Annotated in this window: 21 protein-coding genes, 1 other RNA gene and 2 pseudogenes; 14 read left to right on the forward strand and 10 right to left on the reverse strand. The window is 67.6% G+C overall.

What is annotated here, in order from left to right; all coding sequences use genetic code 11:
• The first annotated feature begins 28 nt into the window (after positions 1-28).
• Positions 29-1465: an RNB domain-containing ribonuclease gene (locus MQP27_RS03145; RefSeq protein ID WP_242760634.1), complete on the forward strand. Its 1437-nt coding sequence runs from the start codon at positions 29-31 to the stop codon at positions 1463-1465.
• 28 nt (positions 1466-1493) lie between these two features.
• On the opposite strand, the pseudogene MQP27_RS03150 reads toward MQP27_RS03145, so the two are convergent.
• Both MQP27_RS03150 and MQP27_RS03155 read right to left on the reverse strand, forming a co-directional pair.
• Positions 1494-1805 (reverse strand): annotated as a pseudogene (locus MQP27_RS03150) (hypothetical protein); the annotation flags it as partial.
• Positions 1802-2566 (reverse strand): MerR family transcriptional regulator, encoded by a 765-nt coding sequence (locus MQP27_RS03155; protein WP_242760636.1) that lies wholly within the window; start codon positions 2564-2566, stop codon positions 1802-1804. The pseudogene MQP27_RS03150 and the gene MQP27_RS03155, both read right to left, overlap by 4 nt.
• Before the next feature lie 147 nt (positions 2567-2713).
• Here MQP27_RS03155 and MQP27_RS03160 point away from each other — a divergent pair, with 147 nt between their 5' ends.
• The 7 genes and pseudogenes from MQP27_RS03160 to MQP27_RS03190 all read left to right on the forward strand — a co-directional run bounded on the left by MQP27_RS03160 (position 2714) and on the right by MQP27_RS03190 (position 9097).
• A complete protein-coding gene (locus MQP27_RS03160) occupies positions 2714-3127 on the forward strand; it encodes a DUF4260 family protein (RefSeq protein WP_242760637.1) in 414 nt (137 codons plus the stop codon).
• Between the two features lie 82 nt (positions 3128-3209).
• Positions 3210-3746 (forward strand): TetR/AcrR family transcriptional regulator, encoded by a 537-nt coding sequence (locus tag MQP27_RS03165; RefSeq protein WP_242760638.1) that lies wholly within the window; start codon positions 3210-3212, stop codon positions 3744-3746.
• A gap of 43 nt (positions 3747-3789) precedes the next feature.
• On the forward strand, positions 3790-4629 hold the full coding sequence (locus MQP27_RS03170; RefSeq protein ID WP_242760639.1) for a helix-turn-helix transcriptional regulator: 840 nt from the start codon (positions 3790-3792) through the stop codon (positions 4627-4629).
• A gap of 82 nt (positions 4630-4711) precedes the next feature.
• Positions 4712-5431: pseudogene (locus MQP27_RS51580) on the forward strand (DMT family transporter); the annotation flags it as partial.
• Positions 5432-5549: 118 nt separating this feature from the next.
• Positions 5550-5955, forward strand: an RNA gene (gene rnpB / locus MQP27_RS03180) — RNase P RNA component class A.
• A 314-nt stretch (positions 5956-6269) separates the two neighbouring features.
• The gene (locus tag MQP27_RS03185) at positions 6270-8006 is read left to right on the forward strand and encodes an Eco57I restriction-modification methylase domain-containing protein (RefSeq protein ID WP_242760641.1); all 1737 of its coding nucleotides are present in this window, start codon (positions 6270-6272) and stop codon (positions 8004-8006) included.
• A complete protein-coding gene (locus tag MQP27_RS03190) occupies positions 8003-9097 on the forward strand; it encodes a BsuBI/PstI family type II restriction endonuclease (protein WP_242760642.1) in 1095 nt (364 codons plus the stop codon). Before MQP27_RS03185 ends, MQP27_RS03190 begins: the two co-directional genes overlap by 4 nt.
• A 171-nt stretch (positions 9098-9268) precedes the next feature.
• On the opposite strand, the gene MQP27_RS03195 is transcribed toward MQP27_RS03190, so the two are convergent.
• Positions 9269-9853, reverse strand: coding sequence for an HD domain-containing protein (locus MQP27_RS03195; RefSeq protein WP_242760643.1), 585 nt, complete (start codon positions 9851-9853; stop codon positions 9269-9271).
• A gap of 12 nt (positions 9854-9865) precedes the next feature.
• Positions 9866-10978: a helix-turn-helix domain-containing protein gene (locus MQP27_RS03200; RefSeq protein WP_242760644.1), complete on the reverse strand. Its 1113-nt coding sequence runs from the start codon at positions 10976-10978 to the stop codon at positions 9866-9868.
• Between the two features lie 122 nt (positions 10979-11100).
• Between MQP27_RS03200 and MQP27_RS03205 the strand changes: the two genes are divergently transcribed.
• The 5 genes from MQP27_RS03205 to MQP27_RS03225 all read left to right on the forward strand — a co-directional run bounded on the left by MQP27_RS03205 (position 11101) and on the right by MQP27_RS03225 (position 14335).
• The gene (locus tag MQP27_RS03205) at positions 11101-11697 is read left to right on the forward strand and encodes a hypothetical protein (RefSeq protein ID WP_242760645.1); all 597 of its coding nucleotides are present in this window, start codon (positions 11101-11103) and stop codon (positions 11695-11697) included.
• Entirely contained in the window at positions 11690-12049 is a 360-nt protein-coding gene (locus tag MQP27_RS03210; protein ID WP_242760646.1) for a DUF6415 family natural product biosynthesis protein, read from the forward strand. Before MQP27_RS03205 ends, MQP27_RS03210 begins: the two co-directional genes overlap by 8 nt.
• Positions 12050-12111: 62 nt before the next feature.
• Positions 12112-13230 carry a radical SAM protein gene (locus MQP27_RS03215; RefSeq protein ID WP_242760647.1) on the forward strand — a complete coding sequence of 373 codons (1119 nt, stop codon included), beginning with the start codon at positions 12112-12114 and terminating at the stop codon, positions 13228-13230.
• Entirely contained in the window at positions 13227-13439 is a 213-nt protein-coding gene (locus tag MQP27_RS03220) for a hypothetical protein (RefSeq protein ID WP_242760648.1), read from the forward strand. The genes MQP27_RS03215 and MQP27_RS03220 overlap by 4 nt, the downstream gene beginning before the upstream one ends.
• Before the next feature lie 89 nt (positions 13440-13528).
• Positions 13529-14335, forward strand: coding sequence for a phosphotransferase (locus tag MQP27_RS03225; RefSeq protein WP_242761387.1), 807 nt, complete (start codon positions 13529-13531; stop codon positions 14333-14335).
• 61 nt (positions 14336-14396) lie between these two features.
• On the opposite strand, the gene MQP27_RS03230 is transcribed toward MQP27_RS03225, so the two are convergent.
• From MQP27_RS03230 to MQP27_RS03245, 4 genes are all read right to left on the reverse strand, one after another.
• Complete coding sequence (locus tag MQP27_RS03230) at positions 14397-21347, reverse strand: glycoside hydrolase domain-containing protein (RefSeq protein WP_372511130.1); 6951 nt, start codon at positions 21345-21347, stop codon at positions 14397-14399.
• A gap of 263 nt (positions 21348-21610) precedes the next feature.
• Positions 21611-21853, reverse strand: coding sequence for a hypothetical protein (locus MQP27_RS03235; protein WP_242760650.1), 243 nt, complete (start codon positions 21851-21853; stop codon positions 21611-21613).
• 7 nt (positions 21854-21860) lie between these two features.
• On the reverse strand, positions 21861-22319 hold the full coding sequence (locus MQP27_RS03240; RefSeq protein WP_242760651.1) for a hypothetical protein: 459 nt from the start codon (positions 22317-22319) through the stop codon (positions 21861-21863).
• A gap of 79 nt (positions 22320-22398) precedes the next feature.
• Positions 22399-22974, reverse strand: coding sequence for a TetR/AcrR family transcriptional regulator (locus MQP27_RS03245; RefSeq protein ID WP_242760652.1), 576 nt, complete (start codon positions 22972-22974; stop codon positions 22399-22401).
• A 55-nt stretch (positions 22975-23029) separates the two neighbouring features.
• Between MQP27_RS03245 and MQP27_RS03250 the strand changes: the two genes are divergently transcribed.
• On the forward strand, positions 23030-23452 hold the full coding sequence (locus MQP27_RS03250) for a DUF2867 domain-containing protein (protein WP_242760653.1): 423 nt from the start codon (positions 23030-23032) through the stop codon (positions 23450-23452).
• On the opposite strand, the gene MQP27_RS03255 is transcribed toward MQP27_RS03250, so the two are convergent.
• Both MQP27_RS03255 and MQP27_RS03260 read right to left on the reverse strand, forming a co-directional pair.
• On the reverse strand, positions 23430-24140 hold the full coding sequence (locus tag MQP27_RS03255; protein WP_242760654.1) for a DUF4232 domain-containing protein: 711 nt from the start codon (positions 24138-24140) through the stop codon (positions 23430-23432). The genes MQP27_RS03250 and MQP27_RS03255 overlap by 23 nt on opposite strands.
• A gap of 131 nt (positions 24141-24271) precedes the next feature.
• Positions 24272-25906, reverse strand: a complete 1635-nt coding sequence (locus MQP27_RS03260; protein WP_242760656.1) for an MFS transporter — start codon at positions 25904-25906, stop codon at positions 24272-24274.
• Between the last annotated feature and the right edge of the window lie 99 nt (positions 25907-26005).

The following is a 26005-nucleotide window of genomic DNA, read 5'->3' on the forward strand; positions in this document are numbered from 1 at the left end:
TGTCCGACCCGCGTTCTACGCTCGCCGTATGCCCCGCCGCCACATCCGAGTGACCGGCGCCCCCGAAGCCCCCCTCCGGGCCGCCCTCACCGCCCTGCGCACCGAACTCGACGTCCCCGAGAGCTACCCGGCCGATGCGCTCGCCGAGGCCGAGCGTGCCGCGAAGGCCCCGGTCCTCCCGTCGTACGACGCCACGGACATCCCTCTCTTCACCATCGACCCGCCGACCTCCACCGACCTCGACCAGGCGATGCGCATCTCCCGCCAGGGCACCGGCTACCGCGTCCGGTACGCCATCGCCGACGTCGCCGCCTTCGTCGTACCGGGGTCAGCGCTGGACGTGGAGACCCACACCCGGGTGACGACTCTCTACTTCCCCGACGAGCGCGTCCCCCTCCACCCGCCGGTGCTGAGCGAGGGCGCCGCCAGCCTGCTCCCCGGCGAGACCCGCCCGGCCGCCCTCTGGACCATCGACCTGGACGCCGACGGCCGCAGCCTCGCCGTCGACGTCCGCCGCGCGCTCGTGCGCAGCCGGGCCAAGCTCGACTACGCGCACGTACAGAAGCAGATCGACGAGAAGACCGCCGAGGAGCCGCTGGCGCTGCTGAAGGAGGTCGGAGAGGCGCGGGAGCGGCTTGAGGTGGAGCGGGGCGGGATCTCGCTCAACGTGCCCGAGCAGGAGATCGTCGAGCGGGACCACACGTACGAGCTGAGCTACCGAGCCACCCTCCCCGCCGACGGCTGGAACTCCCAGATCTCCCTCCTGACCGGCATGGCGGCCGCCGACCTCATGCTCGCCCACGGCACCGGCGTACTGCGCACCCTCCCCGCGGCCCCCGACGGCGCCGTCGGCCGCCTCCGCCGTACCGCCCACGCCCTGCACGTCGACTGGCCGCACCACGTCTCGTACGCCCAGCTGATCCGCTCCCTCGACCCGCACCGCCCCAACCACGCGGCCTTCCTCCAGGAGTGCACGACGCTGCTGCGCGGCGCCGGCTACACCGTCTTCCGGAACGGTGCCCTCCCGCCCATCACCACCCACGCCGCGGTAGCCGCTCCCTACGCCCACTGCACGGCCCCCCTGCGCCGCCTGGCCGACCGCTACGCCTCCGAAATCTGCCTCGCGGCAGCCGCCGGCGCCTCCCCGCCCGACTGGGTCCTCGCCGCCCTGGACACCCTCCCGCACGAGATGTCCGACGGCACCCGCCGCGCGGGCGCGGTGGAGCGGGCGTGCGTGGACATCGTGGAGGCGGCGCTCCTCAAGGACCGGGTCGGAGAGATCTTCGACGCGGTGGTGGTCGACGTCGAGGACCGCCAACCCGCCATCGGAACCGTCCAGTTGGAGTCCCCGGCGGTCATCGGCCGCATCGAGGGCGAACACCTGCCGCTGGGGGAGCGCCTGCGGGTACGGCTCACCCGGGCCGATCCGGGAGCGGGGGTCAAGGTGCGCTTCGCGCCGGCATGAGGGCCCGTATCTCGTGCAACTCTTGTACGAGGGTGATGGTGGTCTGCGAGCCCACGGGAACGTCGAGTTGTCCCTGGGTCTGGTTGTGCGTCGTGCGCAACTCCCTTCGTACAGCGGCGATTTGATGCAACGGTATGTGCAGGTCGACGTGGACCGCGCGCCGGATGGTCACCGTCTCGACCACGCACACGAACGCGAACCCGAACATCACCGCGCCCTGCCCGCGCGCGTACCCGAACCATCGCCTGCCCCCGACCCCGTGCGGGCGCCGGGCCGTCCACATCAACAGGCTTGCCGGTAGCCGCAGTTCGTGGCGAAGCAGGAGGTACGCCGTCCTCATGGCCCCTCCCCGGCGAGGATCCGCAGCGTCCGGCGGATGGCCTCCGCCTGGGCGGGCGCGAAGTCGGCGTAGAAGGCGCGCATGAAGCTGTCGTCGTGGTCGACCGTCTCCTGGGGGAGCAGGCCGTGCGGGACACATTCGGCGAGAACGCGGGCGGCCTCGTCCACGCGCGGGTCGGCGGGGTCGGCGTCGGCGAGCGCGTCGAGGAGCGCGTACGCCTTGAGCGCCCGCGCCTTGGCCTCGGGGGAGGTGAGGGCGTCACGCAGCATGCCCGTCAGCTGCTCGCGGTCCTTCACGGACGCCATGCTGTCGATGAGCGCGAGCATCTCGCGGTCCTTGGCGGCCATGGGGGAGTCGGTGGCGACTTGCGCCAAGTGCGCCAAGTCGCCGAAGAGCGAGGCGAGTTCGGGTGAGACCGGCCCCTCGGCGGTCAGGCGCCCGTCCGTCTCCAGCAACGCCCGCAGCCGTGCCCGGCGCTCCCGGATCGCCGCTTCCTGCCGGGCCAGGTCCTCGTCGAGTTCGGTGAGCACCTCGGCGAGATCCTTGCCGGCGTCCTCGGCGAGCACGTCTCGCACCTCGGCGAGACCGAGGCCCAGCTCGGTCAGCCGCCGGATCCGCGCGAGCACGACGGCGTGCCGCAGGGTGTAGTCCCGGTAGCCGTTGGCCAGCCGCTCGGGTTCCGGCAGCAGGCCCTGGTGGTGGTAGTGCCGCACGGTCCGCGTGGTGACGCCGACGGCGGCTGCGAGTTCTCCGATCCGCATGGCACCAGTACAGAGGCTGACGTCGCGGCAGGGTCAAGCGGCGGCTGGGGGATGCGGGACACCTGCCCCTTGACGGCTAACGCTGTTAGCCGTACCTTCGCAGGCATGAGGCTAACGATGTTAGCCACTCACTCGCGGGAGGCAGCCATGAGCACGGCCACCATCACCCGCCGACCGGTCCTCTCTCTCGCCCGCCGCACCGCGTGGCTCGCGAACGCTCTGTTCTGGTCCGCCTTCGCGGTGCTGGAGGCCGTGAACCACGGCTGGCTCGCCGGCACCTTCGCGCTCGCCTTCTTCGTCCTGCCGGACCTGACCTTCCTGGTGGCCCTGGACGACGCGCCCCGGATGGCGAAGGGCCAACTCCCGCCGCGTGCGGTGCCGTACTACAACGCAATGCACCGGGCCCTGGTCCCGCTGGCGCTGCTGCTGGCGTACGCGATCCAGCCCGTCTTCGCCTGGGCCCCCGCCTTCGCGGCCCTGTGCGGCTGGCTGGCCCACATCTCGTACGATCGCGCCTTCGGTTACGGACTGCGTACGAAGGAGGGGTTCCAGCGTGGCTGACGGAAGGGCGGCTGACGCGGGTGTGGCTGACGTGGGCGTGGCTGTCGGAAGCGCGGCTGACGTTGGCGTGGCTGTCGGAAGCGTGGCTGACGGAACCGTCCCCGACCGCCTGACCCCCCGCGCCCGCGAGATCGCGACGGCCGCCCGGACCCTCCTGGAGGAGTCCGGACCGGCCGCACTCACCCTCCGAGCGCTCGCCGACCGCCTGGGCATCAAGGCGCCCTCCCTCTACAAGCACTTCCCCGACAAGCACGCCGTGGAGGTGGAGCTGATCGCGCAGATGCTGGAGGAGTCGGCGGCGGCGCTGGAGGCGGCGGAGGCGCGGGCGCCGGGTTCGGTGGAGGCGCTGGCGGAGGCGTACCGCACGTACGCCATCGACCACCCGCACCTCTACTGCCTGGCCACGGAACGCCCGCTGCCCCGCGCCGCCCTCCCCGCCGGCCTGGAGGACCGGGCCGCGATGCCGCTGATGCGGGTGTGTGGCGGCGACATAGACCTGGCCCGTTCGGTGTGGGCGTTCGCGCACGGGATGGTGATTCTGGAGATCCACGGCCGTTTTCCGAACGACGCGGACCTGGCGGCGGCATGGAAAAGGGGCCTGAAGGCGTTCCATCCTTGAGAACTCCGGTGGGAGAGAACTCCGGTGGGAAAGGGGGCGTCGGATGGGTGAGCACGCGTCGTGGACGAGGGCGCGGCTGGGCCGATGCGGACCGTCCCTGGACCTCCTGACCGCCCGCTTCGACAAGCACGTCTACGCCCCGCACGCACACGAGGAGTTCACGGTCGGCGTGTGCGTGAGCGGCTCCGAGGTGATCGACTACCGGGGCGGCCACATCCGCACCGGCCCGGGCTCGATAGTCGTACTGGCGCCGGGCGAGGTGCACACGGGAGGCCCCGGCAACGCGACCGACGGCTACGCGTACCGGGCCCTGTACGCGGACCCGTCACTCCTTACGGAGGGCATCACGCCGGCGGGCGGCGTCCCGCACTTCCGCGAACCCCTGATAGACGACCCGGAACTGGCCGCGGCGATCCTCCGCACCCACACGGAACTGGGCACCTGCCCCGACCCCCTGGAGGCGGAATCCCGCCTCCCGTGGCTGCTCACGGCCCTGGCCCGCCGCCACTCCACGACACCTTCGACACCTTCCGTCTCCGACCTGGTCCCCGGAGCCGACCAGGTCGCGACGGTCGTACGAGACCGCCTGGCGGACGAACTCCTCGACCCACCCTCCCTGGCCGACCTGGCGAGGGACCTCGGCCTGTCCCGCTACCAGCTCCTCCGAGCCTTCCGTACGACGATGGGCTTGCCGCCGTACGCCTGGCTGGCCCAGTACCGGGTGACCCGGGCCCGCCGCCTCCTGGACACGGGACTGCGCCCGGCGGAGGTGGCGTCCCTGGTCGGCTTCGCGGACCAGGCGCACCTGACGCGCTGGTTCCGCCGGGTGCTGGGGGTGACCCCGGCGGCGTACCGCAACAGCGTTCAAGACGTCAGGCACTGATCCGGCCGAAGGTGTGTGCATGACTGCACGCGGCTGGTTCCTGTTCTCCCTGATGGGAGTGGTCTGGGGCATCCCCTACCTGATGATCAAGGTGGCGGTGGACGCGCCCCTGTCCCCGTCGATGGTGGTGTTCACAAGGTGCGCGCTGGGCGCGGCGCTCCTGCTCCCCTTCGCGATACGAGCCGGTGGCCTGCTGCACACGATCCGCTCGCACTGGCTGCCGATGCTGGCGTTCGCGTGCATCGAGATCATCGGCCCGTGGTTCACGCTGACGGACGCGGAGAGGCACCTGTCCAGCTCGACGGCGGGCCTGCTGATAGCGGGCGTACCGATCGTCGGGGTCGTCCTGTCCCGCGCCTTCGGCAACACGGAACACCTGAGCGCACGGCGGGTGACGGGCCTGGCGCTGGGCCTGGCGGGCGTGGCGGTCCTGACGGTCCCGCACCTGACGGGCGGAGACGCGCGCTCGCTGGGGGAGGTGTTCCTGACGGTCCTGGGCTACGCGACGGCACCGCTGATCGCATCCCGCTGGCTGAAGGACGTACCGACACTGCAGCTCATAGTCCCGTGCCTGACACTGGCGGCGCTGGTGTACGCCCCGGCGGCGGCGATGACCTGGCCGTCCGCCATGCCGTCGACATCGGTCCTCGTATCCCTGCTGGCCCTGGGTGCAATCTGCACGGCCCTCGCCTTCGTAGCCTTCTTGGAGCTGATCAAGGAGGTAGGCCCAACGCGGGCGACGGTCTTCACGTACGTCAACCCGGCGGTGGCGGTCGCGGCGGGCGCCCTGTTCCTGGGCGAGGACCTGACCTGGGGCATCGGGGCGGCGTTCACGCTGATCCTGGCGGGGTCGGTCCTGGCGACGGCAGGACCCGTCCGTCGTGCCCCCGCCCGCCCGGTAACATGGTCGACACGGCAGACGAGCCGGGCGGACGGCCGCGTGGAATCCCCGTGAGGGGACTCCCCGAGGAACGTCCGGGCTCCACAGGGCAGGGTGGTGGCTAACGGCCACCCGGGGTGACCCGCGGGACAGTGCCACAGAAAACAGACCGCCCGGCGCTTCGGCGCCGGGTAAGGGTGAAACGGTGGTGTAAGAGACCACCAGTGCTCAGGGTGACCTGAGCAGCTAGGTAAACCCCACCTGGAGCAAGGTCAAAAGGAGCGCCGTAAAAAGCGCTCTGCGGGGACGTCCGAGGGCTGCCCGCCCGAGTCCCCGGGTAGACCGCACGAGGCCGGCGGCAACGTCGGCCCTAGATGGATGGCCGTCACCCGAGGGACCGCGAGGCCCCTCGGGGACAGAACCCGGCGTACAGCCCGACTCGTCTGCCCTTGGGTTTCACCGGTCGTGGCCGTTTGCATATAGGGGCACTAGCGCGATTGTGCGCACGCATCGGATACGTCATCCCCGTCAGTCGACACACGATTGAGACGTGAACTGGGGCTACACCTGCCCAATGGCAGTTGGCGCTGACCTCGCTTGTGGCGGCGGGCGGGTGGTATGTGTCCCCACGAACCTGGGGAGGCGCAGAAGGCCAATTATCGAGACTGCTGCGATTACGGAGCGTTGCTGTGACATGCTCCTTTGGAACGGGCCGCGTTGCGGGCCGGGTGTGGCGATAGAGCAGAAGGAAGGGGCTTCGGTGGCCAAGGCCGAGGCAGCGGTGCCTATCAGGGCAAACAGAGCGCGACGCGCGGTTCTGGCCACTCAAGGTGGCACCGAGTTGTCGAGAAGTGCGCTCTCTGTGCTTGCGGCGGTGCCCCATTGGTGGGAGCGGCGCGTTGACGCCGCCAAGATCGATAACGGGCAGACTCTAGGTATCGACGCGGCAGTTGCTTTTCCTTCCGCTCTTGGGTGGGAGGGTCTTGAAGCTGTTCCTCCGCGCGAGGATCTCTTCGATGCGTCACCGGAGGAGCTCGCTGATGCTTACGTGGTCGCCCTGGATGATGCCGTCCGCACAGCGAACGGTCGTCACTACACACCCATTGCGCTCGCGCACGAGCTCTACGAGCAGGCCGTTATGTCGTTGCGGGGTAGACCAACTGGGCTGGTCTGGGATCCCGCCTGCGGCGCTGGCATGTTGCTGTTGCCTGCGCTACGCGCGTGGCTTGATGGCCAACGCAGCACTCGCCCTGAAATTGTGCTGGCCGCCGTCGGGGCAGCTGTAGGGGGACGAGATCTAGATTCCGCTGCGGTGTGGCTTGGTAATGTGTTGCTTGCATCAGAGCTGCTGCCAGTCTGGGCCAAAGTTCCTCCATCACGCAGAAGGCCGCTGCCGGAGCTCCTGGAAGTCGGAAACGGTCTGGATGCGCCGTCAGCTATCCCGCAAGTCACGATTTTGAATCCGCCTTACGGGAGGGTGCGACTCTCCCCGGAGGATCGGAAACGCTGGCAGCACGTCGTCTACGGGCACGCCAACCGCTACGGCCTCTTCATGGCATCGGCGGTCGAGCACTTGGCCTCAGGTGGAGCGGTTTCAGCGCTGGTGCCAGCTGGATGGCTCGGCGGGTCCTACTTCCAGCGTTTGAGGTCCTATCTTGCGTCAACGGCCCCGCTCACCAACATCACGTATGTGACGGACCGGGCCGGTGTGTTCTCCACGGGTGTTCTTCAGGAGACGGTTCTGGTGACGTTCCGGAAGGGGAAAGCGCCTCAGACAGTCGCGTGCGATCGATTGACGATGAATGGCAAAACCCTCCGCACAGCAATTGGCAAGAAGCGGGTACCCCAAGAGGCCGATCGGCCGTGGTTGCTGCCACGCCACGGCGGCGACGTTCCGTTGGTCAAGGCGGCGCAGAGGATGTCCAAACGCCTTGAGGACTATGGATGGTCGGTATCGACCGGCCCGCTGGTTTGGAATCGTCATAAGCCTCAGCTGTCAGCCTCACCCTCAGAAAGCTCCGTGAAGATTGTGTGGGCTGGAGACCTGGAGGGAGGGGAGCTGCATGAAGATCCAGCCCGTGACAAGCTCCGGTATCTACAGCTGCGGGACAAGGATCGCCGTGTGCTCGTCCTGGATCGTCCAGCCGTCCTTGTGCAGCGCACCACTGCGCCCGAACAGCCTCGACGCTTGCTTGCGGCGGCGCTCGACACCGAAACCTTGACCCGTTGGGGGGGCAGGGTTTCCGTGGAAAACCATGTCAATGTGCTCACGTGTGAGCATGAAGACAGCCTGCTCACGCCGCGGCTTCTGACCGCGTTGCTGGACTCTGATGCCCTGGACAGGCTGTACCGCTGCCTCACCGGTTCCGTCGCTGTCTCTGCCTACGAGCTGGCCGCACTGCCTCTGCCAGGGCCCAAGTTGTTGCAGGAGTGGGCTGCTCTTCCCCTGGAACGACTTCCGCAGGCGATCAACGCCGGATACGGTCTTGACTCGTGACGGAACACGATGACGACTGGATCTTGCCCGCACTGCTTGATTCTCGCGAGGCGTATCAGGAGCGGCTCAAGAAGATTCTTCCGCAAGCAACAACTGGTGTCACATCGACGGAGAATCTTGCTGCTGCCTCCATTGCCTTTGCCGCTATGTATATGGGAGCTATTGGCGATTCCCCCCGTTTTCGCCCCACAATGGTGACGTGGATGAGTGATGAGATCGTTGCGCGGCGCAGCGATGAGGAACGGCGCGCTTACTATCGCGCTGCAAGGCGGGGAGAGAAAGCGGTTGAGGCGCTTTTCGCTCAGGCTGGGGTTCTGCGGGGGACATCCTGGTATGTCGGTAATAGTCGTGAGCAGGTGCGAGACGAGTCGATCAAGAAAATGGCCGAGCATGGCGCGGTCCTTGAGCGAACCGACCTGGCCAAGACGTCGCCCACAGGTCGCTACAGTCTCGAGCCCGGATTTGCCGCTTTGCTCGATCCGCATCTCGCTGGCGAAACATTTGATGCAGCGGTTATTGCATGGCAAGACACTCATCTAAGCCCGACTGGCAAGCGTCGAGCCGCACGTCAGCGCGATCCGAACCGAAGCACTAAAAGCGTGACGGTTTCACTGCCTGAGGGTGGTCAGCGGATTCTGCATCCCGGTGAGAGTAGTGCAATACTCAAAGGTGTACTAGAATTTTTCGCCCCCAAGTTGCAAGACCCGAGCGTCTTGTTCATCTCCCAACCTGGCGAGAAAGTTAACCCTCTGGACGCTAAGGCGCTTAAGGAAATGGGGCTCGCTGTTGACCAGGCCGCGCTTTTGCCGGACTGTTTGATTGCTGATCTCGCGCCAGAGCGGGACGAGTTCTGGTTCATCGAGGTCGTGGCTACCGACGGACCCATCACAGATGCCCGAAAGTCTGACCTGTTGGAATGGGCGACGAGCCAGAATCTCAAGGCCGAACAGTGCCGCTTCCTCACGGCGTTCGCATCACGCACGAGCAGTGAAGCTAAGAAGTGCCTGCCGCAATTGGCTCCGGGGTCGTATGCCTGGTTCGACGATGAGCCTGAAAACCTTCTCACCTGGGACGTAATCAGCTTTGAGTAGTTGCACCTGTCACAGGGAGTTCCGTTGCAATTATCGGCTACGGACAGTTCCCTGGTTGACTATACTCTCGTTTCCGTGCCAGAGCCCTGTTCAAATCCGCGGTACTCCAATTCTTCGTTGGCCGGATAGGAATGCTCACGGAACATGGTCGAGTTGCCACCACGCTTGACCTCAGCCCAGGCGTTCGTCCAGTGCCGCCCGCAGCCAATCCAACGATCCCGTATCCAACACCGCTTCAGCCAGCGTCTGGCCCGTCTTGGTGACGAGCCGGCCCTGGCTGTTGTCGATCCATCGCTGCGCATTGGTGTAGCCCTGATCCCGGTATTCGATGCCCTGAATCATGCACTCCAACTTGTCGGCATCCCGTGCGCAGATCGCTTCCGCAGACTCCTTGGCCTCGTACTCGGCGACCAGATCTCGCACAGCCTCGGCCAGAAGCTCCGGCATCCCCGCCACTTGGTCAGCGGTGATGTCGCGAGGATCAGCCTCTCCGCCGCTGTACTTCTTGCCGAGATGGTTGACGTCCCCGGTGCGCGTCTCCTGGGAGTCGTGCCACACCGCCAGGAACGCTGCCCTCGCCGGGTCAGCGCCCTCCAGCTTCGCGATGATCGTCGCGATCAGGGCCGTGCGCCACGAGTGCTCCGCGACCGACTCGGGGTGCTTCACGCCGGCCATCCACCATCCGGAGCGGGCGGTGTTCTTCAGCGTCCCCGCCTCATACAGGAAACGGGCGACCGCGGTCAGGTCCTCGGACACCGTGGGCTCCTCTCACGCCTCGGCGAGGCGAATTGCGTACCGGATGCTCTCCAACTCCCGTCGCCCGCGCGACGGGAGCTCACGACTATCCAACATCACCGGGAGGCGGTCATGCAGAGCGTGGGCCGCTGTGCCTGATCGCAGCAGATGAGGGCGGATCTGCAGCAGGGACCACAGAGTGTGGATGTTGAGGTCGACATAGCCGTGCTGCGGGGACAGGCCCTGGACGAGGTGGGCGAGAAGCTTGTCGCCGGGCCAGGGGCGGGGTGTGCGGTCTGCGATGAAATCGTCCGACAGTTCCGTGTGCCGCATCTCGCCAACCCAGTACGCCCAGTAGTTCAGGTTGGCGGCTTCGCCGGGTTCGTCGTCCGTGAGCACCCTGTCGATGAAGTGGCTCATGCGATCGCGGTCGCCTTGTCGCGCGGCGACGGCCGCGACGCTGCGAGCGTTCAGCCACGAGGTCAGCCAGTCGTGTGGGCGTTCGGTGCGTTGCTGGTGGGTGAGCCAGTCCGCTGCGTCGGGCTCGGTGTCATAGCCGGAGAGGTACAAGGCCTGGCGGCGGAGTAAGAACTGACTTTCACCCCGGGCTTGTTCAGCCGTATGCCGCATTGTGGAGAAGAACGCCGTGCGTTCCGGGCGGCTGAGTTGGGGACCGGTGGGGGCAGGGCCGCGGCGGGCGCGTGGTGGTGGGGGCAAGTCTCGGATTGGCCGTGGTGGTACGCCGTTGAGCGGCCACGCCAGGACTTCGCCGAGGTCGCGCTGCATCACCATTGTGCCCAGGGGGCTTTCCTCGACCGAGGCGTCGTCGAGGACCGTAGCGAGGAGGACGTCTGCCTCCAAGGCCCGCTCGAGAGCCTGAAGGAGCGCGGTTGGCGTGCCCAACTGCATGAGCCGATGGCGGTGCATGAGCATCTGACCGACCGGTACGGCCGTCAGCGGGCGACGGCCGGTCTCCCATCCGGCAATCGTGTCCGGTGAGACCTCCAGGTGTTCCGCGGCTTCCTCCTGCGTGTGGCCCAACTGCTCCCTGATGACACGCAGGACATACCCCGAGATCAGACCTGAGCGGGGCCGTGGCGGCTTTCCCGTACCACCGGTCAGGGTTTGTCGTGCGTTTGGCCGCATGAGGTGTCCGTTCCCGGGCGTAGGGCGCAACTCACCTGTACTCATAGTCACTTCAGGCTTGAGCGCCGGATTTCTACCGTCTTAGCCATCCCTGATCGAGCCTAATTGGGAGGCAGCTGCTCATGGACCCCATTGCCACCGCACATGGCCCGAATGTGTCACCTCCGGTGGCGACACAGGTGATTGTGGAGTCGGCCTCGGAAGCCGGGTTGCTCGTGCGCTCGCACGTCGATGAACTGCTGGACGTGACGGAGTGGCTCCTCCAAGCTGCTGACGATCCGGTCCGGGCCGGTGCCGAATGGCAGACGATGGAGGTCGCCCTCCTGCGCTGCGGCGATCGCTTTTCTGCCATTCGCGTTGCCGCCGCCATCGTGTTCGCCGCTGCTCGGAGTGAGGACCCGGCCCGGGTCGACGAGTACTTGGCCGCCGCTCTGCACGGCGGTCCTGTCTTCGTGGACAGGCAATCGGGTCGGTACTACTGCTTGGTCCCGGTTGGGGCATGCGCTGCCTGGAGCACGCCGAGCACCGCCTGTCTTGATGCGGGCAGCTATCTCGGCGTGCCACACCCGGCCATCGACTCGAACCGCTATCAGGCCCGCTCCTCATGGTGTGTGCCACCGGACCGGCCGGAAGCCTATTGCCAGGCCGACGCGGTTGCGCAGATGGTCAACGTGGGCCGTTTCCGCCTGGCGGCGAAGAAGGAGGCCGACGGTGGGTGACGACCGGTCGCTCGAATTCGACGCGTGCCGCAGTGCCTGGACTGAAGCCTTGGAGCTGACCAACGGGCTGCCCGCCAAGGTCCCGGATCGGGCCGAGGTGGACAGGCTGGCCGGCTGTCTGCGTGGCCATGTAGCGGCCCTGGCCGGTGAGTTGGGAGCGACACTCGAAGCGCAGTCGGCGGACACCAGCGAACGCGAAACCGCGCGCTGGCTACTCGTCCGCACTCACAGAACGCTGAACGAGGGACCAGACCTTGACCACCGCGCCGCTGCCGTGCACTTGGAAGATCTGGCCCTGAACTGCCGGGCCCTGATCGCCCTGTGCCATCAGCAGGTCTGCGCTCAGCTCTGAGGAGCCAGAACGGGGTGCTCCTCCCCAACTCCCCGCTGTCTGACCACTCGTGAAGGAATCCCATGCACAGCTTGCTTGCCAGCCCGTTCCTCGGGCAGCACCTCATCCTGCGGCCCGGCCACCCGCAGGGCATCCAGATTCACCGATCGAGTTACGACGAACTACGCACCGCCCCTGAAGGGCACGCACCACCGGCCTGGCTGCGCCTCGCCGCTTCGCAGGCGTGGGGGATGCATCTGCCTCGAGGCGCCGCCTTGTCCACCGTGGTGCTCGTTCGCGAGCCGTCGCCGTACGGCTTCGTGAAGGCATCGTGGGAGATCAATCTAGGGTGCGATTACGACTGCGGCTTCTGCTACCTCGGCGAAAAGAGGTTCGCTGGGCTGTCGTGGGAGAACAAGCGGCGGCTGCTGGAACTGCTGCGTGACGCCGGGGTGTTGTGGTTGCAGATCACCGGCGGCGAGGCGTTGATCGATCCACAGTTCCCTGCGGCGTACGAGTACTCACACGAGCTCGGCCTGATGGTGCAGGTGTCGACGAACGGATCCCAGCTCCACAAGGTAGCCATCCGGGACTTGTTCACCCGCCACCGGCCCTACCGGCTGACGGTGAGCCTCTACGGCGCGACCGAGGAAACGTATGAGGGCGTGACTCGCAATCGTGGCGCGTGGCGCCGGTTCACCCGCGGCCTGGATGCAGCGCGGGAGGCCGACCTGCCTGTACGGCTCAACCTGATCGTGTCCGACTCCAACGCGCATGAACTGGACGGCATGGTGCGCCTCGCGGAGGGCCGATGGGGGTTCCCGTACCAGGTGTATTCGGGCATGTCGCCGACGATCGACGGTGACGCGGGCCCGCTCGCCGCTCAGGCCACCGACCACCTGCGACCGCGCAGCGTCTTCAAGGGCTGCAATGCAGGTCACACCTTCTTCCACGTCGATCCGCACGGCAACGCGTCCATCTGCAAGGTGGGGCGCGATCCGAGCGTGAACCTCATGACGGAAGGCCTCGACGGCCTTCCCAGGCTCGGTGCCATCGCCGAGTCCCTACAGCTCCGCACTGGTGGCTGCTCTGGCTGCACACAGGCCGCTACATGCAGGACGTGCCGGCCGCTGGCGAAGCTCTACCAGGAGGCGGGGGACAACCGATCGCTCTACTGCCAACACGGAGGCTACGGATCATGACTTCACCCAGCACGACCCTGCGCACGCCCAAACCGGTCATGGTCACCATCGGCCGTCGCCCGCCCGTCGACGCGGGTGGAATGCTGCCCGTCCCCGTTCAGGTCCCCACGATCGGCAACGGCGAGTTCCGCATTATCAGCGACATCGATGGCGACGTCGCCCAGGCTGCCGGATGCAATTGCTCGGCCGGTGACGACAACCCGTACTAGACCGTCGCGCTGCATGGCGGTGCCCCGGTCTACGCTGGCCGGGGCCTCGCCCTTCCACCCGCTCAACCGAGGAACCGCGCTCCGTGTCCATGCCCCGTCTCGCCTTCGATGAGCTGCCATCGGCCGCCCGCCAGGCGGTCATCGCCCAGACCGGCCGTATCGCCAGCGCCCGCACCGCCGGAGGCGGAATGAACAGCGCCATTGCCGCTCTACTCGACACCGACAGCGGTCCCGTCTTCGTCAAGGGCATCTCAGCCGACAACCCGCAGGTCGCCTCCCAGAAGAGGGAGATCGCAATCAGCCCCTACCTGCCCGCTGCTTGCCCGCGGCTTCTGTGGCATGTGGAGGCTGGAGGGTGGGAGCTCCTTGGATACGAGGCGGTCGATGGCCGCCATGCCGATTACAGCAAGGCCGACGACCTGACGCTGGTCCTGGCCGCGCTCGCCGAGCTGCAGCAGGTGACCGCACCGAAGGACCTCGGCTTGAAGACAGCGGAGGAACGGTGGGGGAAGTACGCCGACGAGGGACAGGCGGTGCTGTTCGCGGGGGACACGTTGCTGCACACGGACTTCGCCCCGGACAACGTCCTCATCCACGGTAACCGCGCACGCTTGATCGACTGGGCGTGGCCAACGTGGGGTGCGGCGTGGATCGATCCCTTCATGCTCGCCCTGCGAATCATGGAGGCCGGGGCGACTGCTGAGGAGGCGGTCTCGTGGGCGCAGCGAGCTCCGTCCTGGCGCGAGTGCGATCCGAAGGCACGGGGTGCGTTTGCAGTCGCCGTGGCCCGGCTGTGGAGCGAGATCGCCGCGGAGGACTCTGCACCCTGGAAGGCCGCGATGGCCGGTCACGCTGCTCAACTGATGCGCTTGCATTCCTCCCGGCACAACGTGTGATGCAGCTCTGTCGCCGGCCGCCCGGCCGGAAATCCGGCCGGGCGGTGTCGGCAACCGGTGGTCAGGGCGTGTATTGCGACTGGCGGATTCCTCGTGTGTCAGCCCAAGCCGTCGCTGATGACCAGAGTTCGGCGTCGGTGGACGTTCGGTCGGCACCGTTCGTGCGATGGAAGCCGACCGTGTACGTGCGGGTGACTGAACCGTTCGGTGAGGTCACCTTGATCGTGCGGGTGGTGAAGGCCGGGTCCGTCGACGTGACCGTAGAGCTGCCGGGCGTGATCCTTACCCGTGCCCCGGTCTCGGTCGGCACCGCCGAGACCGTCGGGATCCTCGCGTTCGTCGGCCAGTCGACCACGTACGTCGTGATATTCGGGTCGAAGCCGTCGATCGCGACGCCACCCACCTTGATCGCGCTCGCGTCGGCGACGCTCGCCTTCGTCGCGTCCGAGAAGTTGGTCACCGTGACCGACCCGTCGGCGTTGACCACGACGTTCGCTGCCATCGCCGCCGCCAGGTTGATCCGTTGCCAGCTCGCCTCGCCGTCCGCGGTGAGGTCGAGTGGGTAGCCGGAGTCCGTGGCGGTTTGTTCCAGGATCTGGGTGCGTTGGGCGGTGGTGAGGTTCGGGAAGGCCGTGGTCAGCAGGGCCGCCGCGTCGGAGGGGGTGGCCAGCGGGCGGCCCGGCTTGTTGACCTGGGAGAAGCCGTACGTCAGGCGTTGTGTGTACACGTCGATGTCCTGTGCCGTGCTCAGGCCCCCGTAGGGGGCGCCTGCGCAGGTCGCGAGTGTGTTGCCGTAACCCTCTTTCTCGCATTGGGCGAGCAGGACGTTCTCGATCTCGGTGTGGGCCTGTGTCAGCAGTTTCGCGAAGGCGGGGTCCGCCCAGCGGTGTGCCACCGTGGCCTGGCCGGTGATGCGGCCGCCCATGACGTCGAGGGGGTAGTGGAAGCCGAGGACTATGCGGTTGTCGGCGTACTCCGAGGTGCGGGCGAGGATCGACGGGGCCAGTTCCGGGAGCAGGGTGGCCAGGATCGTGCCGGCCTCGTAGCCGCCGTACGTGTGGCCGCTCGGGTAGGAGCCGCTGGTGGTGAGGCTGGTGTACGAGCCGTCCTGGGACTCGTAGACCTGGCCGCCGTCGCCTACGAAGCCGAGTCGTACGTACGGGCGTAGGTAGCCGTAGCTGTTCTTTGCCGCGTCTACGCCGTCGAGGCCCTGCGATACGCGGCCGAACAGGGCGTTGGTCTTGGGGAGTTGGCCGGCGTTCAGGGCGTCCAGGTAGATCTGGCCCAGCCTTGAGCCCAAGCCGTCGGCCATCGTGATGGTGGAGCTGTTCGTCGCGTCCACCTCGGCGCGGTCGACCTGCTTCTGTATCGCCGAGTTGTTGATGCTGACTGCGAGTTCGTCGTTCTCCGCGGTGAGTTGGGTATCGGCGGGCATCTTCGTGTTGGGGGCCAGGGTGGCGGAGCCGAGGTCGTCGATGCCGCTCAGCAGGTTGTGGAAGTAGTCGGTCGTGGGCCAGGTGTCGGAGGTGTACGTCGCCTTCAGGGTGTCGTCCGGGAAGGGGGTCGGTACGTACGTCGAGGGGTCGGTCTCGGTATCGGCAGCGGACGTCTCCGTCGGCGTCGCGTCTGCCGACGTCCCCGCCAGGGTCACCGCCGTCACCGTCGCCGTATGAGTCTTCGCCCTGTTCGTTGTCGTGAGCAGGGCCGTGTCCGTCGTGGCCGGGACGTGTGCGGTGGTTCCGTCCTCCAGGGTCACCTCGTAGCCGATGATCGGGAAACCGCCGTCACCCGCCGGCCGCCACGTCACCCTGACCTGCTTGTCGTCCGTGAGTACGCCCGTCACGGTCGGCTTCTGCGGTGTGCTGCCGCCGGTGATCACGGGCTGGGTGGCTGTGCTCGGCTGTGAGGCGCCGACCGCGTTCACCGCCTCGACGCGCGCCGAGTAGGAACGGCCGGACGGGAGGCGGGTGAACGTCGTGCCGTGGCTGTCCGGGGCGTCGATCTCGACCTGGTGGCCGCCGGTCAGGGTGATCTTGTAGCCGGTGACCGGGGAGCCGCCGTCGTCCGTGGGGGTGGACCAGGCGAGCGTCACGCTCGTGCCGGACGCGATCGCCGACACGGCGGCGGGCGCGGTGGGTACTGTCTTCGGCTTCGTGGTGAGTGCGGAACGGGCTTGGTCGAGGGTCTCGTACCGGGTGGTGAGGGTCTCGTCCGTCGCTGTGTCGTCTGCGAGCGTCGTCTTCGCCTTGGCCAGTGCGTCGGTGAATGCCGCCCAAGTCGTCTCCGTGTAACGGGACTTGACGAGGGTCGATGCCTTCGTGACCAGATCCTCAAGCCTCAGTCTCGGCAGGGGGATCAGTTGGGTGGCGGCCAGGGTGAGGCTTCGGGTCTGGGTGTCTAGTTCGAGTTGCGTCGCGCCGTCGGCGGTCAACAGGGCGCGGGCTGCCGCCAGTTCGCGCAGGTACACCCCGAAGTCGACCGTGTCGTAGCGTGATTTGTCGTTCGACAGGCCCTCGTACTGGGTTATCGCCTTGCGGAGGGCCGTTGTGTCCGTGCCGGCCGGTGTGTCGGCGTGGCTGAACGTGATGCGGCCCAGGTTCGCGACGTACGGGTGCGAGGAGTCCGGGGTCGTCGTCAGCCGCAGGTGGACCGTGTGCGTGCCGGTGACTCCCTTCGGGAGGGTCAGGCTCGTCGTGCCGCCCGATGACCATGCGGAACCCGTGACGGGTAGGGGGATCGTCGCGTACGGGGTGCCGGGCGCCGTTGGATCGAAGGCGTCGAGGTAGAGCTGGACAGTCGAACCCGTGCCGCAGCGCGCGGAGTTGTTGACGTACGTGATCGTGACCGTGTTTTTCGAGGACTTGCCGAAGTCGATGTTCCCGTAGTTCAGCCACGCTCCGTTGTACGTGCCGCCCAGGTCCGTGGCGGAACCCGCGTCCGTCCAACCGGCCGGCTCGCTCTTGAGGCCGCCGCCGCTGTTCGACGTGAACGCCGTTGCGTCGAAGGCCACTGGGGCGTCGGCGTTACGCGTCAGGGTCAGCGAGTAGACGTTGGCCACGTACGGCTGGGCGTCGGTTTGAGTGCCGGAGACGAAGTCGGCGTACACGTCCTGGACGCCCGTGAAGACACTCGGGTCCAGTTGGGCAGTCGTGGTGGCTATGGTGCCCCAGCCCGAACCCGTGTACGCGAGCGGGATGTTGACGGTTTTCGTGTCGTCCTCGCCGCCGTCCTTCGAGCCGAGGCGCAGCTCGATGTGCGAGTCCGATGCCGCGCGGGACTGGGGCTTGTCGTAGCTGACGGTCACGGTGTCAGCGCCGTCGCCTAGGTTCGTGTCCTTCCACTCCGCCCACGCGCCGTTCGTCACGTTCTCGAAGATGCCGTTCGAGAGCTTGAGCGGGAGTGAACCGTCGCCGGTGGTCGTGGTGTTCGCCGTGGTGAGTGTGGCGAGGGTGGTGGTCGTGGGGGACGACGCGATGTCCTCGGGGGAGAACTGGTACCAGTCGAAGTTCGACACCCACTGCTGGCCGGACGGGGCGTGGAACACGAACGTCGCGCTTGACGCGGCCAGCAGGGCCGCCGGGTCGGTGACGGTCGCCTGGACGGTGCTGTAGTACTGCCAGCCGCCCGTTCCGGGGAGTGACGCGGTGGCGACCATGGGGCCGTCTGCCGCGCCCGCGTGTATGTCGACGCTGCTCGGACTCGCCGTCGTCGCCTGGGAGTTGGCGTAGCGGATCGAGATGCTGTGTGGGGCCACGCCCCCGAAATCGAGCTTGTCGAAGCGTTCCCACGCGCCCTCGGTCACGCCGCCGAGGTCGCCGTCCGAGTAGTACGCCTCCTTCTTCAGGCTCGGGCCCTCCATCTGGTCGGGGTCCTCGGCCTGCAGGACGGCGTAGCCGCCCTCGTCGATGGTGAGCGCGTCGATGGCGGAGTGCAGGGCGTCGGCCGCGGCCATGAGCGTGGCCGTGCCGGAAGCGGTGTCCGCGAGGACGGTACGGGCACGTTCGAGCGCCGACCGGAACATGGTGTAGGAGCCGTCCGAGTAGTTGCCCTCGCGGACCAGGGACGCCTGGTCGACCAGTGCGGCGAGGGCCTTGCGGGGCACCGCGGCCGCGGAGATGAGCAGCGGGTCGGTCGCGGACACGCCGGTGCCGGTCACTGTCGAGGCCGGCACTCCGTGGGCGAAGGCCGCGTCGCGGAAGGTTATGCCGTACCGGGCGTCGATCTTCGTGGTGCCGGTGAGGGTGAGGGTTGCCGTGCGCGCGCCGGTGACGCGGAGGTCCGCCGTGACGCCGTCCGGGAGGCCGGTCACGGTCGCGGCCTTGGTCCCGGTGAGGCTGGTGCCCTTGCGCGCGGCGAACGACGCCGGGCCGGAGGAGAGGGTGAACTTCACGTCTCCGTCGACCGTACCGTCGGCGGTGGTCGCGACGGTGGCCGGCTTGGCGACGACAACTGTCTTTCCGGGAGCGGCTTCTGACGGATCGTCATTCTCGGCGCTGAGTGAGTACGCCGGCTTCGTGCGGGTGCCCCAGTCGGAAGGCTTCGAGCCCATACGGAAGTTCAGGGTGCCGCCTGCGACGATCTGCGAGTAGTCGAGCCAAGTGTTCGTGAAGCGGGAGCCGTTGAGGGTCGCGCTCTGTACGTAGTAGTTGCTCGGCGACACCCCGTCGGCCTTCACGGTGAACTTGCTGCCGTTGCCGTAGGTGATCGTCGTGGAGTCGAAGAACGGGCTGCCGATCTGGAACTGGCTGGAGCCCGCCGTCACCGGGAACAGGCCCAGGGCCGCGGCGACGAACATGGTCGACATGGTGCCGGCGTCGTTGTCCATGGTCGGCAGGAAGCCGTGCGGGGAGAGCTTGTAGACCTGCGTCTTGACCGGCGGGGTGAACTCGCCGCCGGAGCTGGGGACTTCGTTCGTGGAGCCGGTCGCGATGTACCGGTTCCAGGTCGTGCCGGTGTAGATGGCGCGCACCCACTTCTGCGTCAGGCTCGGCTCTCCGACGTAGTTGAAGAGGTACGGCGCCTGCAGGTCGATCTCGTTCGCGTTGGAGTGCAGCATGGTCGAGCCGTCGTCGGCGTCGGAGTCCTCGCCGAACATGTGGTTGACCGCGGCCTTGCCGGCCTTCGTGCCGCCCATGGCCTGGATGAGGCCGGCCATGTCGTAGGCGTCGTACCAGTTGTACTGCCAGAGCGTGCCCTGGTAGAGGCCCGCCGCCTCGAACTTCTCGTAGTCGGCGCTCTGCCAGTCGCCGCCCGTGGCGCGCGGGGTGAGCAGGCCGACCTGGGTACCGTCGGCCGCGGTCCACGCACCGGACTTGACCAGCTTGTCGATCGCCATGGTCGACTGGGCGCGCAGCTTCTTCGCGTCCGCGTCCTTGCCGAGCACGTCGGCGACGACGGCCAACGCCCACTGGTCGTAACCGCGTTGGACCGTCGTACCGGGGTCTCCCGAGACGTACCCCTGCCGCAGTTGCGCGCCCGTGTAGTAACCGGTGTACGACTTCAGCGCCGGGTACGCCTCGTCGAGCCGGTCGAAGTCCTTGTACCCCTTCGACAACGCGTCGGCGACCACGACCGCCGAGCGCTCCCACCGCACGGTCGGGACCGAGTGGGTGAGGCTGCCGAGGCTCTTGCCCGAGGTGTGCGCGTCGGCGAAGAGCAGGATGAGCGACTGGACCAGATCCCGGTAGGTGGCCGGGTCGATGTACGCCTCGACGGAGTACTTGCGGAAGTCGTCCCAGGTGGACCAACCGTCGTAGTACGTGTAGCCGTTGGTCTTGTGGACCGCTCCGTCGACGCCGCGGTATGTCCCGGTGGTGCTGGTGGCGTTCACCGGCAGGGCGTACATGCGGTACAGGTGCGTGTAGAACTGCTTGACGAGTGTGGAGTCGGGGTCGGAGGCCGCGGAGGCCTTCACGGCGACGGCACCCAGCGTGCTGTTCCACTCCGCGGTCGTCCGCGCGCGTGCCTGGTCGAAGGTGAGGTTGCCGACTTCGTTGTGCTGGTCGGTGGTTGCCTGTTCGGCGCTGATGGGGGAGAGCGTGACGCGGAGTTCGATGTCGTCCCCGGCGGACTTGTCGAACCCGAGGATCGCGCCGGTGTCGGTGCCGTCCTGGGCGGTCGCGTCGCTCAACTTGCCGTCGTTGCCCCAGCTTTGGAGGGAGGTCACGGGGGCGTTGGTCGTGGCGGCGTAATACAGCTTGTACGAGGCGCCGTTGAACGACCCCGCGATGAGGCCGGTGATCGAGGTGGTGCCGTCCGCGAGCGTCGTCGCCTTCAGGGTGGCGCGGGTGCGGCTGGTGAAGTTGTTGGCGAGGTCGAGGACGAGTTGGGGCTCCGATCCGGCGGGGAAGCGGTAGCGCTCCAGCGCGGTGCGCGTGGTCGCGGTCATCTCGGCGTTGATGGTGCCGGAGTCCTGGGTCACCGCGGATCCGGTTCCGGAGAGTGCGCCGAGCCCGACCTGGTAGTAGCCGGGCGTCGCGGTCTCGTTGTCGTGGCTGTACGTGTGCGCGTAACTGGCCGTGGTGGGACGGCTGTTGTACTCCACGGACGTCGGTACGACGAGCAGATCCCCGCCGCCTCCCGAGCCGCCGACCCCGTCCAGGTTCGTCGCGGTGAACCCGGCGATGTGGTCCTCGTCGTAGTCGTACCCGGTGTGATTGCGGCCGGGGGTGGTCAGCGGGTTGACCTTGGCGAGACTGTGGGGGGCCTCGGCACCGGGCAGGTCGTTGCCGTCGTCGCCGCCGGTGGAGACGAAGGGGTCGACGAGTTTGGTGTAGTCGGTGCCGCTGGATGATCCGGAAGATCCGGTGGAGGCTGTGGGGTTGGCGGAGGCAGCGGGACTGGTGGACGTGGTCGCGCCGGGTGCTGCGGCGGCCGTACCCCCACCTGTGAGCGCGGCGAGGCCGAGCGCCCCGGCGAGCAGGGCGGCGGCGGTCGCGTGCAGTGGCCGACGACGGGGTCGGCGGGCAGGTCTCGGAGGGATCGTCCTGGGAAGGGAAGCGCGGGGTCTGATGTGCACGGAACCTCTCCAGCGTCGCGACACACGCATGCCCGGCCTGACCAGGGACAACGTTGTCAACGCCGTCCCCACCGGTCCGGGGAACGTGAACACTCGGGGCGGGACGGCAGTGAACGTCCGGAACCGCGCCCGTCATGTTCACGACCGCCAGATATCAAACATGGAGAAGGCGTACGGGGGAAGAACGAGGCGCGTACAGGAGCATGCGCAGGGCGGCTTCCAGCTTCTTCCTAGGCCGCGGTTCAGCTCGTCTGCCCTCAGGCACTGTCCTTCTCGCGTGCCGTCCTCGCCATCCAGGACCGGCAGAACCAGCGGGCAAGTCCACCCGCCGCGATGGCCACGAGGATGGCTCCCCAGTCGATGACGTGGGGCAGGCCCGGGAAGAAGGCGAAGAACGCGAGTGTGGCGAGGAGGCCGGTGAGGAACGCGGCAATACCGGCTCGCTGTTGCCGTGATTCCGACGTCGGATCCGACTCGTTTCGCTGTTCCTGTTCGACCATGAGGGGCTCACTTCGTGATGTGGTGGCACTGACTGACGCGGCGCACGCCGTTGACGTACAGGTGCGCGCACGCCTTGCCATAACGAGGCAATGTCTGGGGAGAGTTGTTCCGCATCGGGTCGATCTTGCATTCGTTGTGGGTCCGGCCACGCGACGTGCGGTATGTGCGGTTGTCCGTGTCGGCGTAACTGAAGTCGATACGCCAGTTGCAGAAACCGCTGCCGAGCGCTGCGACGAAAGCGCAGTCGACGCCTGCGTTCTGGTAGGTGATCTTCCGTCCGCTGCCGCGGATGATGTGCGTGAACAGGCAGCCCGTCGGTACCTTCATCGTCATCCCGCCGACGCTGTACTCGAAGGTCCGCACGGGAGTTGACCCGACCGCGGTGGCGTGCGCGGACGTCGGCGCGGCGACGGTGAGGGCGCCGACGGCTGCCAGGGCGGTGGTGAGACGTGCGAGGTAGTGCATGGCCGAGAGGTCCCCTCCTGGTGATCTCCTGATGAGTACCTGGGGAACCGGGCCCGGGGGAGAGCGGTTGGGCATCCCCTTATCCGCGACGCAGCAGTGCCTCCACCGTCGCCTCCAGATACCCCGGAAACTCCTCCCCCGACGGCAGTGCCGACGGTACGGCGTGGGTCAGTTGGGCGTGGCCCAAGTAGAAGCTGTAGGCCATGAGTGCCCGTTGGCGGGACTCTGTCTCTGTGAAGCCCAAGTTCTCGAACAGGTCGGCGATGTAGGTGATCCTGCGGGTTGTGACCTGTTGGAGGGCCGTTGCCACCTGGGGGTGGTCCTTGCTGGCCAGTAGGGAGAGTTCGAGGGGGTCCGTGCCCGACGGCTTTGTGACCTGCGTCAGGAGTTTGCGTAGGCGGGACTCCGGGGTCGGCTCCGTCTCCACCGTTGTGATGATCTCGTCCGTGTTCGTTTCCACCCAGCGGGACAGGGCCGCCTCGATCAACGCCTCACGGTTCGTGAAGTGCCAGTAGAAGCTGCCCTTTGTCGTGCCCAGGCGGGTGGCCAGGGGCTCGATCGCCACCGACTTCAGGCCGCCGCCCTCTCTGATCGCCGCCAGGGCCGCGTCCGCCCAGTCGAGGGCCGTGAGTCTGGGTTTCCTGGGTTGCGCCATGACCATACGCTACCGTATGGTCAGTCTTCCGTACGGTAGCGTATGGAGGTGGGGCATGGTCACGGTCTTGGGCATGGTCAAAGGCAAGGTCTTGGCGGTTCCCTTTCCCGAAGGTGCGCGGCTCATCCAGGAGGCCCTGGAGCGGCCTGACTACCGGGACGCCTACGCCATGGAGTTGCTGCCCGGGATGCCGCGTGATCCCGCCGCTTGGACCGGGATTCTGCGTGACGCCTTCCCTGTCGTCGGCCGGCAGGGTGGTGAGGTGCTCATGAAGGTGAGTGCGTCGGGGCTCGATGCCTGGGCTTCGATCCTCGTCGACAGCGAGCGCGTGACCCTTTGTAGCGCTGTGAAGACCAACGGGTGGCGCTCCAAGGCCTATTGGGGCGTCGTGCGGTGGGTGCACCCCTTCATGGCGCGGCTCATGATCGTCCGCACCCACCGCACGCTCGCCGGCGTCACGTCAGCTTCGTCGCCGTAACCGCCGTAGCCGTCACCGTGTTGTCGCACTCCGCGAACACCCCGTCGTCCAGGGCGACTTGATGCGCGCCCGCACCCGGCAGGCCCACCACCAGCGTGGGGTACGACGACGGCTTCGCGCCGGACTTGCAGTAGCCGTCCGCCTCGCCCTGGACCTGGACGAAGGTCAGCTTGAGGCGGGCCGTGCCGCCGGGGGACAGGGTGACCGGGGTGACCATGCCGGTGGGGGTCACCTTCAGGGGTGCGTTGTGATCGGGGGAGCCGTTCCCGGCGCCGGCCACCAGCGTGGGGTGGCCCTGGAGCGTGCACGGCTTGGCCGACTTGTTCGTGAACTCGATGATCGCCGCCCCGGTTCCGGTGCCGTCAGGGCGGTCCGTCGCCTGGTGGGCCGCGACCGTCAGAGCCTCCGGAGCGCACGTCTTCGACGTCCCGCCCGCGCCCCCGCCCCCGGAGCCGGAGATGGGGGACGCCGTCGCCGTCGGCGTGCCAGCAGTCGACGGCGCCTCCGAACTCGGCTTGCCCGACGGCGACGAAGGCGCGGACGACGGCGTCCCGCTGCTGCTCGCGGCCTTCGACGGCGAGTCCGCCGCCGTCGGTGAGTTGCCCGACTGGCACGCCGTCACCGTCAGGGCGGCCGAGAGCGCGGCGATCGCCAGTGCGGCCTTGCGGATCCCGTTCACGTACTGCATGGAGAGTCCCCCGAGTTCGGATCGTGCGGGGCCGGTCCTCGCCGGCGCCCGCCCATGGAGACAGGGTTGACCGACCCGGGGTTTCTCCTGTGGATCAGCTGTGACAGGTGTGGATCACTTGTGACAGTTCGTCACGCCGACGCCCCAGCTGCTTCCTCTGCTTCCGCCGCTCCCTTCGCTCCCTCCTCCTTGTCCAGTCCCACCGTCGCGTCCCTGTCCCCCTTCCCCCGCAGCGCGATCACGCTCAGCAGGCAGCACGCCAGGGCCGCGATGCCGCAGACGACGTAACCGATCGCATAGCCGTTGCCGAGGGCTTCGAGGGCGATGGGGAGGGCGCCGCCGGGAGGGGACGTCGGCGGGACCGAGTTCGCCGCCAGTGGGCCGCCCTCCGCCGCCACCTGGCCCGCCGCCGTCTTGACCTGTGTCGAGAGGTCGGAAGCCGCCAGCTTCCGCGTGAACTCGTCCGCCGCGTGGCTCAGCGCGATCGCGCCGATCACCGCCGGGCCCAGCGTGAAACCGAAGTCGCGGAGGAGGCTCGTCGAGGCGCTGGCCATGCCCGCGTAGTGGACTTCCACAGTGTTCACGGCTGTTGCGGTGATCGACGAGACCGTGAGGGCGAAGCCGATGCCCACCAGGCCGATCGGGAGGATCAGGGAGGTCAGGGCCCGGTCGTCGACCGGGAGGGTCGCCGCGATGAAATCGCCCACCGCCATCAGCCCCAGGCCCGTGCCCAGGACCCACCTCGCGCTGACCCTCTCCAGCAGCCTGGAGATCAGCGGCATCAGCAGCAGCGTCCAGGAGTTCAGGAGGATGAAGGCGAACGAGCCGCGCAGTGGGCTCTGGTGCTGGATCGGGCCCAGGCGGATGCTCGTCGCGTACGCCGTGCCGAGGTAGCTGAACATGCCGACCACCGCCACGAACGACGCCACCGCGAACGCCCGGTTCTTGAACAGGTCCAGCCTCAACAGCGGGGACTCTGCCCGGTGTTCGGCGACCAGGAACAGGGCTATGAAGACCGCCGCCACCACGTACGCGATCACCACCGGCGTCGCCGTCCAGCCGTCCGCCGGGCCCTGGATCACCGCGTAGAGCAGGGCGAACATGCCGATGCCGATGGTGATCTGGCCGGCCAGGTCGAGTGAACGGCCTTCCGGGGCACTGGAGTTCTGGGCGAAGAGCTGGCTGAGGAGCGTGCTGATCGCCGCCAGGCCCGTCACGACGATGAACGCCCAGCGCCAGGAGCCGTAGTTGCCGGTGATGCCGCCCAGTACCGGGGCGACGAAACCGCCGCTGGACAGGGCCGCCGCCCAGATGGTGATCGTACGGGCGCGGTCGCGGGCCGAGTGGGTGCCCGCGGCGATCATCGCGAGCGAGGTGGGGAAGAGCGCCGCCGCGCCGAGGCCGGCGATGGCCTGGCCGAACCAGAGCATGTGGATGCCGGTGCTCGCGGCGGCCAGCGCCTCGCCGAGCACGAGCAGTGCGCCGCCGCCGACCAGCAGTCGCTTGCGGCCGAAGAGGTCGCCGAGGACGCCGAAGGTCAGTTCCAGTACCGAGACGGGCAGCAGGAACGCGTCCGAGATCCAGGTCAGCTGGGAGCCGACGGGGTGCAGGTCCTCCTGGAAGAGGCCGTTGAGCGTGGCCGGCATGGCCAGGGCGATCTGGGCCAGGCAGACCGCGAAGCAGCCGGCGACCAGGGTGCCGACGGGCAGACCGCCGGACGTCTGCCCGGCGGTGGAATCAGGTGCGGTGCGGATTTCGGTGGACACGTGAGGGCACCCCTTTGAGCGGGATTGCGGGGATGGCGACGCCGAGAAACGCTGCGAATGTAGGGCAGTTTTTCGACGACGGTCAATGGGTTGCCCAAT

The sequence above is a fragment of the Streptomyces cylindrosporus genome (genome assembly GCF_022698165.1).
In the GTDB taxonomy this organism is placed as follows: Bacteria; Actinomycetota; Actinomycetes; order Streptomycetales; family Streptomycetaceae; genus Streptomyces; species Streptomyces cylindrosporus.

Excerpts from the sequence above, each read along its gene's own strand:
- MQP27_RS03205 (WP_242760645.1), top strand. The coding sequence starts at position 11,101 with ATGGACCCCATTGCCACCGCACATGGCCCGAATGTGTCACCTCCGGTG.
- MQP27_RS03240 (WP_242760651.1), bottom strand. The coding sequence starts at position 22,319 with ATGCACTACCTCGCACGTCTCACCACCGCCCTGGCAGCCGTCGGCGCC.
- MQP27_RS03170 (WP_242760639.1), top strand. The coding sequence starts at position 3,790 with ATGGGTGAGCACGCGTCGTGGACGAGGGCGCGGCTGGGCCGATGCGGA.
- MQP27_RS03255 (WP_242760654.1), bottom strand. The coding sequence starts at position 24,140 with ATGCAGTACGTGAACGGGATCCGCAAGGCCGCACTGGCGATCGCCGCG.
- MQP27_RS03250 (WP_242760653.1), top strand. The coding sequence starts at position 23,030 with ATGGTCACGGTCTTGGGCATGGTCAAAGGCAAGGTCTTGGCGGTTCCC.
- MQP27_RS03235 (WP_242760650.1), bottom strand. The coding sequence starts at position 21,853 with ATGGTCGAACAGGAACAGCGAAACGAGTCGGATCCGACGTCGGAATCA.
- MQP27_RS03245 (WP_242760652.1), bottom strand. The coding sequence starts at position 22,974 with ATGGCGCAACCCAGGAAACCCAGACTCACGGCCCTCGACTGGGCGGAC.
- MQP27_RS03155 (WP_242760636.1), bottom strand. The coding sequence starts at position 2,566 with ATGCGGATCGGAGAACTCGCAGCCGCCGTCGGCGTCACCACGCGGACC.
- MQP27_RS03160 (WP_242760637.1), top strand. The coding sequence starts at position 2,714 with ATGAGCACGGCCACCATCACCCGCCGACCGGTCCTCTCTCTCGCCCGC.
- MQP27_RS03215 (WP_242760647.1), top strand. The coding sequence starts at position 12,112 with ATGCACAGCTTGCTTGCCAGCCCGTTCCTCGGGCAGCACCTCATCCTG.
- MQP27_RS03225 (WP_242761387.1), top strand. The coding sequence starts at position 13,529 with ATGCCCCGTCTCGCCTTCGATGAGCTGCCATCGGCCGCCCGCCAGGCG.
- MQP27_RS03145 (WP_242760634.1), top strand. The coding sequence starts at position 29 with ATGCCCCGCCGCCACATCCGAGTGACCGGCGCCCCCGAAGCCCCCCTC.
- MQP27_RS03220 (WP_242760648.1), top strand. The coding sequence starts at position 13,227 with ATGACTTCACCCAGCACGACCCTGCGCACGCCCAAACCGGTCATGGTC.
- MQP27_RS03200 (WP_242760644.1), bottom strand. The coding sequence starts at position 10,978 with ATGCGGCCAAACGCACGACAAACCCTGACCGGTGGTACGGGAAAGCCG.